At 57.7% G+C, this 15,165-nt stretch carries 11 protein-coding genes; 3 read left to right on the forward strand and 8 right to left on the reverse strand.

Annotated elements, in window-relative coordinates:
• Positions 1 to 69 precede the first annotated feature (69 nt).
• A complete protein-coding gene (locus FG381_RS02875; protein ID WP_139687457.1) occupies positions 70 to 1,413 on the forward strand; it encodes an RluA family pseudouridine synthase in 1,344 nt (447 codons plus the stop codon).
• 59 nt (positions 1,414 to 1,472) lie between these two features.
• On the opposite strand, the gene FG381_RS02880 is transcribed toward FG381_RS02875, so the two are convergent.
• Positions 1,473 to 3,482 carry an IS1634 family transposase gene (locus FG381_RS02880; RefSeq protein ID WP_139687458.1) on the reverse strand — a complete coding sequence of 670 codons (2,010 nt, stop codon included), beginning with the start codon at positions 3,480 to 3,482 and terminating at the stop codon, positions 1,473 to 1,475.
• Between the two features lie 497 nt (positions 3,483 to 3,979).
• Between FG381_RS02880 and FG381_RS02885 the strand changes: the two genes are divergently transcribed.
• Positions 3,980 to 5,518, forward strand: coding sequence for a flavocytochrome c (locus FG381_RS02885; protein ID WP_139687459.1), 1,539 nt, complete (start codon positions 3,980 to 3,982; stop codon positions 5,516 to 5,518).
• 174 nt (positions 5,519 to 5,692) lie between these two features.
• Entirely contained in the window at positions 5,693 to 8,308 is a 2,616-nt protein-coding gene (locus FG381_RS02890; protein ID WP_139687460.1) for a heavy metal translocating P-type ATPase, read from the forward strand.
• Between the two features lie 17 nt (positions 8,309 to 8,325).
• Here the strand turns inward: FG381_RS02890 and FG381_RS02895 are convergent, their stop codons facing one another.
• The 7 genes from FG381_RS02895 to FG381_RS02925 form a co-directional block, all read right to left on the reverse strand.
• Positions 8,326 to 8,739, reverse strand: coding sequence for a DUF234 domain-containing protein (locus FG381_RS02895; RefSeq protein WP_139687461.1), 414 nt, complete (start codon positions 8,737 to 8,739; stop codon positions 8,326 to 8,328).
• 18 nt (positions 8,740 to 8,757) lie between these two features.
• Entirely contained in the window at positions 8,758 to 9,486 is a 729-nt protein-coding gene (locus FG381_RS02900) for an AAA family ATPase (RefSeq protein ID WP_139687462.1), read from the reverse strand.
• A 312-nt stretch (positions 9,487 to 9,798) separates the two neighbouring features.
• Entirely contained in the window at positions 9,799 to 10,374 is a 576-nt protein-coding gene (locus FG381_RS02905) for a Panacea domain-containing protein (RefSeq protein ID WP_139687463.1), read from the reverse strand.
• A gap of 15 nt (positions 10,375 to 10,389) precedes the next feature.
• Positions 10,390 to 11,799 carry an ATP-binding protein gene (locus tag FG381_RS02910; protein WP_139687464.1) on the reverse strand — a complete coding sequence of 470 codons (1,410 nt, stop codon included), beginning with the start codon at positions 11,797 to 11,799 and terminating at the stop codon, positions 10,390 to 10,392.
• A gap of 206 nt (positions 11,800 to 12,005) precedes the next feature.
• Positions 12,006 to 13,148, reverse strand: coding sequence for a porin (locus FG381_RS02915; RefSeq protein ID WP_139687465.1), 1,143 nt, complete (start codon positions 13,146 to 13,148; stop codon positions 12,006 to 12,008).
• Between the two features lie 441 nt (positions 13,149 to 13,589).
• The gene (locus tag FG381_RS02920; RefSeq protein WP_139687466.1) at positions 13,590 to 13,877 is read right to left on the reverse strand and encodes an addiction module antidote protein; all 288 of its coding nucleotides are present in this window, start codon (positions 13,875 to 13,877) and stop codon (positions 13,590 to 13,592) included.
• A gap of 109 nt (positions 13,878 to 13,986) precedes the next feature.
• Positions 13,987 to 15,165 carry an OmpA family protein gene (locus tag FG381_RS02925; protein WP_139687467.1) on the reverse strand — a complete coding sequence of 393 codons (1,179 nt, stop codon included), beginning with the start codon at positions 15,163 to 15,165 and terminating at the stop codon, positions 13,987 to 13,989.

A 15,165-nucleotide genomic window follows, 5' to 3' on the forward strand; every position in this document is an offset into this window, starting at 1 on the left:
ACCGGTTATTTTAAAATACCGGGCCTTCCGGCTCCTGCCGATCGTTCCCAATTCCTGCCTGATCCTCTCATGACCTCCCGCCTGATTGCGCTCCCCGGATTCCATCCCGAAGACCTTCCCGCGCGCTTTCCCTCCCCCTGGCACGGCGCGCCCTCTAAGTGCCTTCTCAGAGCCCGGGACATGGCGGAGGCCTGCGGGCATTTTCATGCAGACTGCGGCCGCCGAGGGCTCCTCCTCCTCAGAAACGAAGCGAATGGGGAATACTCCGCCGCTATTGCGGAGGAACCCTTTCACGAACCCGACGGCGCGCGCATTCAGGGGCTCCCTCACGCACGGAGCATTCTCGGGACCACGCGCGATGATGTCTTTCAAAGGGAAGCTGCCCGGATCTCCCTCGCGCAGCTCTCGGGCGGCTCCATGACGCTCCTTGCTTTCTCTGAGAAGGAGCGCGCAAAGCGCCCGGCAAAGATTGCCCGCGGGGGCGGAGCGGGACTCAACCTCAATTTTGAGCACTGGAACCGGGCGCTCCTCGAAGCGCTCGACGCCCCGATTGTTTCAAATCTCCTTTTTGCTGCAGCGCTCAGAAAAGCGGGCGAGCCCCTCACTCCCGTGGGGTCCCTCGAATGGTGGCGCGGCGCCATGCCCTCCTACGACGTCAAATGGGACGGCATGGTGCTCTCCCCGCGCACCACGGTGAAGCCTCTTGCCGAATGGCTTCTCGAAGGCATCCCTTTCGCGAGCGACCCGCGTGCGGAAGATCCCTTCACGCTTCAGCTTGCACCGGAAATTCTTCTCGAGGAAAAGGACTTCATCGCCGTCATGAAGCCTTCGGGACTCCTTTCCGTCCCCGGCACCGGAGGGCTCCCGGATGCGCTGACGCTTGCCTCCCGCATGACGGGCGCGAACCTCACCGCCGTGCACCGTCTCGACATGGACACGTCCGGAATTCTTCTTTATGCCAAGACCCCCGAAGGCACCCGAAGCCTGATGGCGGCCTTTCGCGAGGGGCGCGTTCATAAGCGCTACCGCGCGCTCCTTGAAGGAATCCCGGCGGGAGAAGACGGGCTCATTGACTTCCCCATCACAACGCATCCGCTCGACCGTCTGCGCCAGATTGCGGCGGCAGGCGGAAGACCCTCGCGCACGCGCTGGGCAAAGGTTTCCGTGTCAAACGGACAAACGCTCGTTGACTTCTATCCGCTCACCGGACGCACGCACCAGCTGAGGCTTCATGCCGCGCATCCCCTCGGACTCGGCTCCCCGATCGCGGGCGACCCGTACTACAGCCGGGCGGGGCTGATCGCCGATACGCCGGAGAACCCGCTCAGGCTTCACGCTGCGGAAATTCACTTCCCGAGCCCCGCTGATGGAAGAGAAATCCGTCTTCTCTCCGAGGAGTCTTTTCCATCGTGAATCCCCAGAAATCCGGTAACACCACCCCCTGAAACTAAATGGCGACAAGGGGAATATTTTCACTGAGGCTTGCCGGATTTATTCTCCCGGGCTTCTCGCTTCTCGCGCTCCAGCGTTGATTTGTTCTTGCTGCCTTTGGGGCGTCCACGGCCTCTCTTGGGAGGAGCCGCCAGCAAAGCTTCTCGTTCGAGCGTCTTCTTGTTTTTGCTGCCCTTGGGTCTCCCAGGCTTGCGTTTTACGGGAGCCGGCAGGGTCGCCTGCAGAGCTTTCCGTTCAAGCGTTTTCTTGTTTTTACTGCCTTTGGGGCGTCCGGGCTTCCGCTTAGGCATCTCTGCCTCTTCCGGATCTTTCTTCTTCGCGGGTCTTCCGGGTTTGCGTTTGGGCGCAGGCGTCAAAAACAGCGGCATCGTGCGCGTCTGGCTGTGAACCGGATTTCTGCGGCTGTTCACCTCCTGCGCAAAGAAGTCGAGATGCTCGTCGCTCAAGCCGAATTCGGCATAGAGCAGAGCCATGCGCTTTGAGTAGTCGTGCACGGCGCAGTACTCATCATTCGGCATCAGCGTCAGAACCGTGCGATCCACTTCCCGAAAGGACTTGTTGGTGTCGAGCTCCAGCTTGCGGCAGGCAAGTTCGATTTCAGTACGAATGACGGCGGCAATGAAGCAGACGGCAAGCTTTGCCTCAATGCGCTGATCGTCATGCACGCGCGTTACGTCCGCGCCGAGCTGAGACTTCAATGCGCTGAACTGCTTCTCTGAGATGTCGCGGTAGTCATAGATCTCACTGATCCTCTCTGCGGGCAGATCTTCAGAAGAGGCAATGGCATTAAACCCATGGCCGTCAATGGCTTGCTGAAGTCGTTCAGTGCAGAGCTCAATATCGGGAGCATCTTCAGTCCCTGTCAGCTTCAGATAGGACTTCATGTCGGAAGCAATTTTAAGCTTGCTCAGCTTCTTCCCGCCAAGGATCTGAGCCCTGATTTCCTGCCGGCTCTTCAGCACCCGGGCAATGTCGTCCACGGACTTTCTGCATCCTCGAATGCCGTCGAAGAATAAGCCGACGCAGGCTTCCTCCGTGCCGCTCGCGAATACACGGGTCCTTTCCTCGACGCCGAAAATGCCCTTGTCGTTTATGACGTGAGCGACCTTCCAGCGGATCGTTTCCGCGTATTTCTCCAACATGGTCTTGTAGGCCAGCGCGGAAGACTTCAGCATGACGACGTAGCGGTATCCGAGCTCCCGGATAAGGCGCATAACGCCTTCATCAGCAAAGCCGCGATCGAGAATGACGCCTTCAATTTCGATGCCGGCAGCGGCAAGAAAGCGAATCATCTTCTCAAAAGCCTTGGCATCGACTTTGCCGCCGTTGTTGAGGAACCAGGTGACGGGGCGCCCATCCTTTGAGCTGACGGCCCACATGTAACTGTAGATGTTTACTGCCTTATGCGACTTTGAATTGCCGGGTTCGGCAATATGGCTTTCCGAGATCGTGCAGTCGTTGTTTGAGCCGTCGATGCAGAGCCAGACTTTAGTGCCGCCCTGCGCTGCGAAGCGTTTGAGCCAGTCCATTCGAAACTGATGGATGATGTCTGCACTCAATTGATTTTCAAAGAAATCGGAATACCAGCTGTCGCTCCGAAGCGAGTCGGAAAAGAGCAGCTGCTGAGCCATCTCGTCCCTCATCAGATCTGTTGAATCTGCCCGATGCCGGATGCTGAACATGGCGTAATCCAGGACTGCATTGGCATTGAGCGGACCAAAGTCTTTCTGAAGCATTGGGTAGAGCCCGGTCTTCCAGCCGGCGCTGAGAGTCAAACCATATAGCCCGACATGAAGCTCACGAGGCTGAAGCCGGGATTCCCCGTAGTACTGCGCCCAGAGCTTGGGATAGAGAAACTTGAAGTTCTCATTGGGGTGCATGGTGACTTTGGAAGTCGCCCACCCGATAGTGATGTGCTGGCGCTTGTTGCGCTCGTCCCGATGGATGGTGAAAACACGACCGTCGGAAGCATTCACATATGCAAAGTCAGGGATCGGGATTTCCTGTTGGTTTCTAAAAACTATGCCCATAAATCACCGGGAATCAGTGTTATCGATGATAACACTATTGTACAATATTTATAGAGAGTTTTTCAAGAGAAAAATAAAGGCAACTAACCTTTAAATTTCAGTTAGTTACCTTAAATTAAAACTAGGCCGAGATATGATTTTCTTTCAGACCCTGTTAACGGATTTCTGGGAATTCACGTATTTTGTCAAACCTTCCCACGTTTTGCTCCAATCGGGATGCCTTCTGCGCAGCAGGGAAAACTTCGCGTGCATTTACTGCGAGTCGCGCGGCGAGCTTTCAGACAAACCCGGTCATCATCCCGTCACTCGCGAAAGAGGCTGTCGTTCGAGAGCGCCGGCAGGCGGCATCCACCAAAGCATGAAGGTCCCGGAACCCGCGCTTCCGGAGCTTCGGCCTCCTCCATAGAACGCCCCCGGGAATCTATCGATGGACTCCTGATCCGCCGCCCGCCTATAAAGAAAGAATCATCTTTTCTTTTGCCCGATGGAGATCCTATATGAGGAACATTTCCCGCCGCAGCTGGCTCACGACCGCGCTTGCCGGGAGCGCGGCGCTCGCTGCATCCCTTCCTGCCGCAGCCAAACCCGTTGAAGCAATGCCCGAAAAATGGGACGAGGAATTCGACGTCGTCGTGATCGGCTCTGGCTTTGCCGGGCTCGCTGCAGCGATTGAAGCGAAGCTTGCGGGCAGAAGCGTTGCCGTCTTCGAAAAGATGCGCAACCCGGGCGGCAACTCCATCATCAACGGCGGCATCATGGGCGTACCCGGCACGCCCATGCAGAAGAAGGAAGGCATCGACGATTCTCCCGAACTCATGATGGAAGACATGCTCCGGGAAGGCCTCGGCCTCAACCATCCCGATAAGGTAAAGAAGCTCTGCGAAGAGGCGCTTCCCACGTGGCAGTGGACGATTGACGAGCTCGGCGTCGAATGGAACAGAGACCGCGTCTCCCAGGAAGGCGGCCACTCGGTGCCTCGCTGCGCGATCATCAGGAATGGCTCGGGTTCGGGCATTGTTCTGAAGGAAATCGAGAAGCTCAAAACGCTCGGCGTCCCGATCCGCACCCGCGTCATGATGGAGCGCATCATCCGCGACGCCGACGGCCGGGTCAAGGGCGTCATGGTTCGCGACGGCTACCGCTTCCCCAATAAGGATTCTGGCAAGATCAAATTCATCAAGGCAAGGCGCGGACTCGTTCTCGCCCACGGCGGCTTCGGCGCCGACATTCCCTACCGCACGATCTTCGACCCGAAGCTTACGGCCGAAATCGGCACGACCTGCCAGCCGGGCGCAACGTCCGAAGCCTGGCGCGAGGCGGACCGCATCGGCTGCCAGATGATTCAGACCGACTGGATTCAATGCGCGCCGTGGACCTCGCCCACTGAAAAAGGCATGGGGATCGCGCTCTTTTTTGCTCAGGGCGCCGCAGCAATGTTCGGCGTCTGGGTTGAAGACAAAGGCGGCACGCGCTTCATCAATGAGCTCGCCAACCGCAAGGTCCGCGCCGATGCCATCATGACGCTCCTCAACAAAGGCACGAAGTGCTATGCCGTGGCGGATTCGCTCGGCACCGCGCCGATGGAAATCTCGCGGCCCGGGCTTCTCGCAAAGATGCTCGAGCGCGGCTGCGTAAGGAAGTACGAGACGCTCGAAGCGCTTGCTGAAGGCGAAAAAATCAATCTCGACGGCCTCAGGGCGAGCATTGCCGAGTGGAACAAGGCCGTGGACGAAGGAAAGGACGCGCACTACGGGCGATACGTCAACAAGCTCGCGAAGCCCATGTCGCAGGGACCCTGGTATGCGTCGCAGATGGTCCCCAAGGTCCATCATTGCATGGGGGGAATTTTGACCGATATGGACGCCCGGGCGATCGACTGCGCCTCCAGCAAACCGATCCCGGGACTCTTCGCCGCCGGCGAAGCCACGGGCGGCGTTCACGGCGCCGTTCGTCTCGGCTCCTGCGCCATTACGGACTGCATCGTCTACGGACGCATTGCCGGAAAGAGCGCAGCTACAGCCTCCCCCTGGGAATAACGAACGAAGCGTTCCCGGCTCGATGCCGGGAACCACAACTTGGGAACCGCGCCGCTCTCGAGCGGCTTTTCGCCTCCCGGATTTTCTTTCGGGATAGCTCGGGAGGCGTATTGACCCTGTAGCGATTGCATGGTCTATAGTTGTGTTACCCGTAATTCATTCTCATTCCCAGGAATGCCAGATTCTCCACGTAATACGCCCTCCTGCCGTCTGCACTTTGCCGTCACGGGCATGAGCTGCGCCGCGTGCCAGGCGAGGGTTGAAAAAGTCGTCTCCCGAGTTGAAGGCGTTGATTCAGTTGCCGTCAACCTGCTTAAGAACTCGATGGAAGTGAACTCGCACTGCGCGTCGCCCGAAGAAAGCGATGCGCTCACGAGCCTCATCGAAGCCGCCGTGTCCGAGGCGGGCTACGGTGCCGAGCGCACGGACGGCCGGAAGACGTCGCCCGAAAAAGAGCGTGCCAGCCGCTCAGTCGAAGCGGAAGCCGAGGCCCGCGCCATCCGCACGCGCCTCACCTGGTCGATCGTCTCCCTTGTTCTTCTCATGTACGTGAGCATGGGAACCATGATGGGACTCCCGGCCCCCGATTGGCTGGGGTCCGACGCGTCCGGGCTCATGCGCGGCATCCTGCAGCTCCTTCTGTCGCTTCCGCCCCTCTTCCTCAACCGGGTGTTCTTTACGCGAGGCCTGAAGGCCCTCGTGATGCGCGCGCCCAATATGGATTCCCTGATTGCTGTGGGTGCGGGCGCGGCATTTCTCTACGGCGCCTGGGTGCTGCTTGAAGCCGCCTACTATGCCGGTCTTGGAGAGACCGATCACGCGCTTCACCTCGCGCACGGCCTTTACTTTGAATCCGCCGCCATGATCGTGACCCTCATTACGGTCGGAAAGTGGCTCGAAGCCCGTGCGAAGGGAAAGACCACGGACGCCATCGAACGCCTTGCGGCGCTCGCCCCAAAGACGGCAGTCGTGCTCCGCGACGGGAAGGAATCCACCATTCCTGCGGAGAACGTTCAGAAGGGCGACACGGTGATTCTCCTCACGGGAAGTACCATCCCGGTCGACGGCACGGTGCTCGAGGGCTCGGGAACCGTAGACGAATCCGCCATGACGGGCGAAAGCATTCCGGTCGAAAAGAAGACGGGAGACACCCTGATGGGCGCCACGCTGGTTTCCTCCGGACGCTTCGTCATGCGCGCCGAGCGCGTGGGGGAAGACACCGCGCTCGCGCAGATCATCCGGCTCGTCGACGAGGCAACTTCGAGCAAGGCGCCGGTCGCGAGGCTTGCTGACCGCGTGGCAGGAATCTTCGTCCCCGTCGTCATCGGCATTGCACTCCTCACGCTCATCGTCTGGCTCCTTCTTGGCGAATCCTTCGGATTCGCGCTCACGTCCGCCATTTCCGTTCTCGTCATTTCCTGCCCCTGCGCCCTCGGCCTTGCGACGCCGACCGCCATCATGGTGGGCACGGGCCAGGGCGCGAAGCGCGGCATTCTCTTCAAGTCCGCTTCCGCCCTTGAGCTTCTCGGCCGCGTCAACGCCGCGGTGCTCGACAAAACGGGCACCGTTACGACTGGGAAGCCTGAGGTCACGGGGATTGTGCCCGCGGCTCCCGGCCTTGAAACGCCGCTCCTCATCACCGCCGCGTCGCTCGAGTCGGCTTCAGAACATCCGTTGGGCGCCGCCATCGTGCGGGCAGCCAAAGAAAGGAGCCTCCCGGTGCAGCCCGTCGACGACTTCCGTCAGACCGCGGGTCAGGGCATCTCCGCCCGGATCGGCAAGCGCCGCTGGTTTGCCGGGAACGCCCGCATGACGGAGGCCTTCGGCTTCACGCTACCAGGTACGCTCGAAGCCGCCGCGAAAAAGGCTGCTGAAGACGGCGAAACCCCGCTCTTTATCGGTTCTGAACCGACGCCCGACGCGCCCGGGGCGCTTCTCGGCCTCATCCGCGTTGCCGACCAGGTGAAGCCCGACTCTGCGGCAGCCGTCAAGGCCCTGAAGCAGCTGGGCGTCGCCGTTACGATGCTGACCGGCGACAACCCGGTGACGGCAAAGGCCATTGCCGCACGCACCGGGATTGAGAACGTGATTGCCGGCGTTCTGCCTGCCGGGAAAGCCCAGGAAGTTGAAAAGCTCAAAAATACCGGCGCCCGCGTCCTTATGGTGGGCGACGGCGTCAACGACGCGCCGGCGCTTGCCGCGGCCGATGTGGGCGCCGCGATCGGCGCGGGCACCGATGTCGCGATTGCTTCCGCGGGCGTCGTTCTCATGAAGAGCCGCCTCTCGGACGTTGTGGAAGCCATTGAGCTCTCGCGCGCAACCATGCGCAATATCCGCGAGAATCTCTTCTGGGCATTCATCTACAACGCCGTCGGCATCCCGATCGCGGCCGGGGTCTTCGCCTCTCAGGGGCTGACCCTCTCCCCGATGCTCGGCGCCCTCGCGATGAGCCTCTCCTCCTTCTCGGTCGTCACGAATGCGCTGAGGCTGCGCTTCTTCCGGCCGAAGCTTGCGGGCAGCGATGCTGCTCTCCTTTCAGAACCCCAGTCCGCCGCGCCTGCGGCAAAGGAAAAGAAAATGTCTCAGAAAACCATTCATATCGAAGGCATGCACTGCAGCCACTGCACCTCGGCCGTTGAAAAGGCGCTTCGCGCGCTTCCCGGCATCGACGCAGTTGAAGTGAGTCTTGAGAAGAAGAGCGCCGTCGTTGAGGCCGATCTCTTCGTGACCGATGAAATGCTTAAAGCCACTGTTGAAGGCGCCGGCTTCAAGGTGACCGGGATTGATTGATCCGGTTTGACGGCACCTCACCCGGCAGACGGAATCCGCTTCCTCTGCCGGGACTGCCTGTGCACCCGCCTTTGCGAGAAACCTGACGAGCAGGCCTTTTCAATGATCTCGTCTGTGCTTTTCCGGAGATCCTCCAGCGTGAGCGATGCGAGCCTCAAAGGCAGTTTCTGAAGCTTTGAGCGGGCTTCAAAGAAGGCTTGCGCTTTATTGGCAAGCTGCACCGGGTTGATCTTTTCTTCTGACCGCTTGACCTCAAAAAGCAGAATCTCCCTGCCGCTCACTGCAACGATGTCGATTTCGTTGAAGCCCCTCCTGTCCCACCAGGGGCCGACTTCGCTGAATCGCCCGCTCTCAAGAAGGATGGACGTGAAGCAATCCCTGAGGGCAGGCCTTGAGAAGGCGGCATAGCCCGCAAGGAACGCATCGCGCATTTCTGCATATCGGTTTTGCTAAAGCTCGGACTCTGCGCCCTGAATGAAGGCAAGCCACCACGCGAGATAACGGTCCGAAAGCTCATAACGGACCCGGCGATAATCGGGCGAGAGCACCGGACGCAGCGGAGCAATCAACCCCCAGTTCTTTTCCAACCGGGACAGGAAGCCGCTCGCAGAAACAGAACCCAACTCTTCCTGCAGTTCTTCGCGCTTAGTTTTGCCCGATGCAAGCGCCTGAAGAATCGTGCGGTTTCTTGAAGCGTCTCCTGGAAATTCATTTGCGAGCTCACTTTCACCCTCCATGATGAATTTCGAGCCCGACTGGAAGACCGCATCCGCCATGCGGGGAAGATCCGCGGCTCCGCGCTCCATCAGGTCTTCAATCAACCACACGACGCCTCCCGTCAGAACATGAAGCGCGAGAAGGTTGTCATTCTCGGCATTGGGCGCGTAGTCATCCAGGATTTCGGCTTCCACGCGTAATGGGAAAGGCTCCAGCGCAATGAAGCGGTCGGCTCTGCCGCAGAGCGGTTCGCTCGGGCGCTCGAAACGCTTTTGCAGCGCCGCACCGGCAGAACCGCTCATAACGAGCATCAGCACGGTTTTCGAGTCTGGTTGGTGGATGTTCCATGCAAGCTCGAATTCCGACCAGAAGGAAGGTTCGCAGGCGTTGAGTCCCTGACACTCGTCGATGCAGATGCTGATCGGGCGCGTTTTGCCGACGGCGAGCAGATAGTCGACCACCTGCTAGAGCCGCTCGAATCGCGGCGGGAAAGGCAGATCCAATGCGTCCATGACGGCGCGCGTCCACGCCTTCACCAGCGCACTCTGAGTCAAACGGGAGCAAAAAAGTTAGATGAGCGGCATTAGTGTTCTCTCCGGGAACGTTCTTTTGGAGAACGTTCCTGAGACGGACGTTCCTGACAAAAAGATGTGGATTCAAAGTGTTGATGGCCTCGATCAGGGAAGTCAGCTGAACGCCGGGTGTAGCCGACGCCCTCAGGGCAATGTCCTCCCTCTCTGCCGCAGAGCGGATCTTGTCGGGAATCGCGGCCATCAAAATAGTGCTCTGAGACTATCCCGAACCAAGTCCATTTCCTGTATGTGTCTGATGATTCCATTGGCTTCCTGCTCGTTCTTTCCGTGACTCATCAGGATGAAACGGAGACTCAACGGCGAGGTGCTGCCTTTCGGAGCATCCCATTCGGGAGCGTACTTTTTCATCAGCATCAAATCACCGGATTCCCAATGAGTTAAGCGCTCATACCTTGCAAAAACAGCCTCCAGAATTTGAACTTCGGCACGCGACAGATCGTCAAAGACTTCCAGAGGCTTCTGCGGATCAACGTCCTCAATCTTTGGAGAAGACAATTTTCCGTTGGCTTGACCGCTGATCCAGATACTCCAGCCAGGATTCCGGCCGGGAAACTCAATGAAATCATATATCTCAAGCAATACTGGACCATGCCTCATCGCAGCCATGCAGCCTCCAGTAAGTCGTTCGCCATGCTGAAGCAAAAATTCCCGCTCAGCAAAGTACATTAACAACATCAGCTTCCAGGACGGCATTTGTCCGAAGTTTTTCCAGAGAAAATAAGCGGCAATCTGAGCTGCCTTGACAACATCAACCATAGGAAACTCTTTTGATTACGCCATGTTCCTTGCCAGAACCCTGGATTCAATCTCCGGCAGCGACAGCGTCATATCTTCCGTGGTGAGGCAGATCGGCTTGATCAAAAAGCCGGAGAGCGTCTTCCTTTCCAGAAGACTGACCTTATTGAGGAAATCATGGGCGTGGAATGCCTTCCGCTGCCGCTTTACTTCTGTGGCAAGCGCTTCCTTTCCGGCGATATCCGGCGACTTCACTGCAACGATATCGATTTCCGCGGGATCCTGTCCCTTTCCGGCCTGCCACCAGGGTCCGACCTGGTCGAAAAGCTGCATCTCACGGAGACGTTCCGCAAACCATTGCTCGAGGACATATCCGGAGTACGTCGGATATCCCGCCTTGATTTTTTCCGCGATTCGTGAAGGATCGTCGTAGACGAGCCACCGCCGATTGGCATGAATGAACCTGAACCAGAATCGGAAGAAGAGATCCGTGATTTCATAGCGCGCATTCCGGGAACCGGGCTTCGCTAAAAGCGGCTGCAGGCGGCCGACGATATTGAAGTCTTCCTCGAGGCGCTTCAAGTGTTGACCCAGGGAGTTCTCAGGGTTGAGTCCGGCGAGCTCACCCCAGGTATGCCTGCCGATTGCGATGCTGAGAAGCAGGTTGAAGCAATTGATCCAGCTGCCGGCAAACTCATTTTGCAGAACAGCATTCCCCTCGTTCAAAAAGCCCAGGTCCTCGCTCACGATGCCTTCCATCATGGCGTCGGCTTCTAAAAGATCAGCTTCGATCAACCAGCCCATGTACTTTGGAATGCCGCCGGTAAAGGCATAAAAGGCCAGGAGGTCTTCGTTTTTGAAGCCGGGACTGTAGGTTCTGAAAACTGCCTCAACTTCCGTCGTTTTGAAAGGACGCAGGCGAATCTCCTGGTCGATGCGTCCGAAAAGCGGCTCATGCGAATCCCGGAAGATCTTATTGATCATGGTGTTCATCGAGCCGGAAAGAATAAGATGAAGCTTCGAGCGCTCTCTCGCAATGTCCCAGATGCCGCGAAGCTTGCTCGTGAGAGACTCCGAGACTTTAGTCAAGTCCTGGAACTCATCAACGACGAGCGTCATCGGGCGTGTTTCGGCGATCGTCGCGACCATGCGGAAGAACTCCGCCAGATCCTTAACGATCGGGATCTGCATGTCGAGCTTTTGAGCCAATACGCAGCAGTACTCCTCTGCCAGCATCGATTCAGGCATAACGGAGCCAGCCAGGTAAATCCCCGGCATCTCGCGGGAAGACTCCCGCCTGAGATGCTCGCGAATCAAATGCGTCTTGCCGATGCGCCTGCGGCCGCTGATCAGCGTAAATTGAGCCGAAGTCTCGGCCGCTCGCTCGCGAACACGGTGAAGCGACTCGAGCTGCCGCTCCCTGCCATAGAACCTGAAGGTCGTCATAATTAACCTGCTTCCAAACAACTTATCTCACAACAAGTTATTTTAGAGCAGGTTAAATGGGAGCAGAAACAGCAAGGTGAATACATTGAGCGAGTATTGACTTCTGAAGCTTTCTCGAATAAATCAATACGCTGAAGTAGATTCACTTGCAGAGGACTGCAGCACCCAAGTACCTGGTGCAGTCCTCTTCGCAACACGGATGCTTCTTAGAAGTACTTCGTCATGCCGAAGTAGCCGTTGAGATCGCTGTCGGTAAGAGTCTCGACTGCGCCAGCCTTAGCCGCGAGCCGATCCCACTGTGAGTAGCCGCCGCCCACGTAGAATTCGACGGTCTTCGACGGACGGTACACGAACTTGTTGGCGATGCCGAAGGTATTGCCGTCATGCGACGCGCCGGTTTCGCGTTCGAGCTCGTAATCGCGCCAATAGGCCATCCACTTCCAGGACGACGGTCCGAACCAGAATTCCGCGCCCGCATAGAGACCGTAGCCTTCAATCTGGCCATCGCGCTTATTGTTCGTTTCACTCAGATTGGCCGACGAGAAGCCGTCGACGGCATTGAGTCCCCGGAAGTACTGGCTCTGGAGGAAAACCGTCACCGGTTCAAAGCGGTAGCTGCCGCCCACCGTCACAACCTGTCTGTCTTCGGAAGCGCCATTGTCGAGCTGCGTTTCCTTACCCCATTCGAGGCGTTCGTAGACCGCAGCAACGTGAAGATTCCCCGCTGCGTAGTGAAGGCCCGCATCAAAGAAGCGGTTCACGTCGCTTTTTGCCTCATCGCCTTCGTCATTGCTGTCGGACTTGAGCGAATACTGCACGGTCGCCTGGAAGCCGCCCAGAACGGGCGAGCGGTACGTGATCATATTGTCGTGGCGGGAACTCTTCACGGGAGCATTCCCGGTGCCGTTCGTGCCGCCGCCGAACGGATCCATGTAGGCCTGAAGGTCGTAAGGACCTGTGCTTGACGAGATGCCAGCGACCCGGCCCATTGTGATTTCACCGAATTCTTTATTGACAACGCCGAGCGTGCTCTGGCCGCCGAAGAGACGATTGGTCTTACCCGAATACGCATTGAAGGCGCCCGTGTCGGACGTGAAGCGGCTTTCGAGACGGAAGATCACTTTGGTATTGTCGGTCAACGATTCGCTTCCCTGAATGCCGACGCGGGTAGCGGTATTGGTGCCGGAATCCATCGTGAAGGTATCGGACTTTTCCGAATCGCCGCCGTAGTTGTGATAGATGAGGCCCGCATCAATGCGGCCGTAGATCTGCAGGTCGGCGGCGGAAACCGTGCCGGCAGCGGCAAGAATGGCGAGCAGGGCAGCGGAGCGCTTGAATGTGCGAAGCATGTTGTTTCTCTTTTCTGCGGATTGAAAGGTCTATTGAGGGCGCCCGGATGAAAGGCAGGAATCGTTCCTGAATCACTGAAGGCTTCAGGAATTTCCCTTTGGGGCCTCAAAAATTATCTCTTTCGCACTCATTGCACTCAATATGCAATAAACCCCGCAACGCATATTCGATATCCGATATCGGATATTATTTCATGCTTCCATATTTAATTGTTATATCAAATTAATGCGCATATTAAACCATGATAAACCACTGCTGCACAGGCATTTTGATTCATTATTCTAAATCTTAAAATTGCTTTATGAATAGATTGTTAAAGTTAAGGGCCCCTGCATAGATTTCATTTAAATACATTCGCTCAAAAACGATGATTCAAGCCGGAAACGGCTTCAAACGCAATGCTGCCGCAAAGCGCAGCAGCATATTCTGCGGGTGCACTTTCATTCGCCTGACGGCTCGTCCTTTCCCGACACCGTCATCTCAATGCCAAGCACGTTGAGGCAGACGAGGAGATTCCTGAAGCTCGGGTTGCCGCCCTTCTGGAAAGACCGGTAGAGCTGCGGCCGGTTGAGCCCGGACTGCTTCGCGATTTCGCCCATGCCGTAAAGCCGGCAGAGACCGCCCACAAGGCCGATGAATCGGTCGCTGTCGCCCTCTTTGAGTGCGGCATTGAGCTCATGGGCAAACAAAGGGAATTCACGGGAGTTTGAGCGATTCTCAGCGCACATGCTTTCTTCTCGCTTTCTTGATTTTTGTATTTCACGGACAGACAGGCCCGGTGAGGCAGACCGCAGCCAGACACTCTGCGATCTGCCTCTCCTGACCTGATCGAAGGCTTTACTCGGGCCGCACCATGCGGATTTCGACGCGGCGGTCAGGCTGCAGGCAGTCGATCGCTTCCTGGTTCCAGAGGCCCTTGCAGGCGTCGCCCGTCACCGGGTGATATTCGCCTTCGGCGCGCCGGATCACGAAAAGCGACATGTCGACGCCTTCCTTCTCAAGCTGCGTGAGCACCGTGTTGAGGCGGCGCTCCGAGAGCCTGTCGTTGTATTCGTACGTGCCGATGCGGTCCGTGTGCGCCGTGATCGAGAAGCGGATGTGAAGCTGATCGATGATCTTCCGCTCCTTCGCCAGCACTTCGGCGACATGATGAATTTCAGCGATGCCTTCGGGCTTGAGCACATGTTTGTCGAACGCAAAGAGCGTGTCGGCCGAGAGCGTGAAGTCGAGGCACGGCGTATAGAAGACCTTCGCAATGAAGGCGGCCATCGATTCATCGTTCAAGAGCAGCTCGCGCGCGTCAGCCGTGATGAGTCCGGGAACGACTTCGGCGAGACGGGTGACTTCCTTTTTCGTTTCCTCGTCATCGGTGAAGGCAACGAGAACGGGTTTCGCGAGCGGCTCCTTTTCGCGGAAGGCCTTCCAACCTTCTTCAAAAAGGCGCCCGCGGTTCACCTCGTCGCCGTCGGTGAAGAATAGGAGCGCGCTCTTTTTCCGAAGAAGCTCCGCAGTCTCGCGCTGAAGTTCCTTTTCCGACTCCGCATAGCGCTCAAGGCGCTTTTCGTAGTCGATCAGGCCTTCGCCGGGGTTCGTCATGCGCCCGAAAACCTCGAGGCGTTCGGGGAGCCGCCCCACTTTCTTTTCAAAGTCGTCCTTAAAGCCCACGGGGAGCGTATGAGGCGCCATGGTGCCGGCAGCCACCTGGATTCCGGCTTCAGCCGGGAGCATCCTGCGGAGCTTCAGGAGCAGGTTCTTCGCGAGCACGACCTTCCGGTATTCGAAGAGCTCGTCGTATTCCTTCTCCTTGCCCTTTGCCCAGTCCGGATAGGACTTCTCTTCGGGCTCTTTGAGTTTTTCCTGCATCGTGCCCGAATAGTCGATGAACCAGGCCGAGCTCTCAACCTTCGGCCCGCAGTCCGGGTCCGAGTAGACGGAATAAGCAGCGTGCGCTGGTGCTGCAGTGAACGCGACGGCAGAGAACGCAGCAAGAACGGCAAGCTTCAATTTCGTATGCAT

The sequence above is a fragment of the Sutterella faecalis genome, assembly GCF_006337085.1.
GTDB classification, from domain to species: domain Bacteria; phylum Pseudomonadota; class Gammaproteobacteria; order Burkholderiales; family Burkholderiaceae_F; genus Sutterella; species Sutterella faecalis.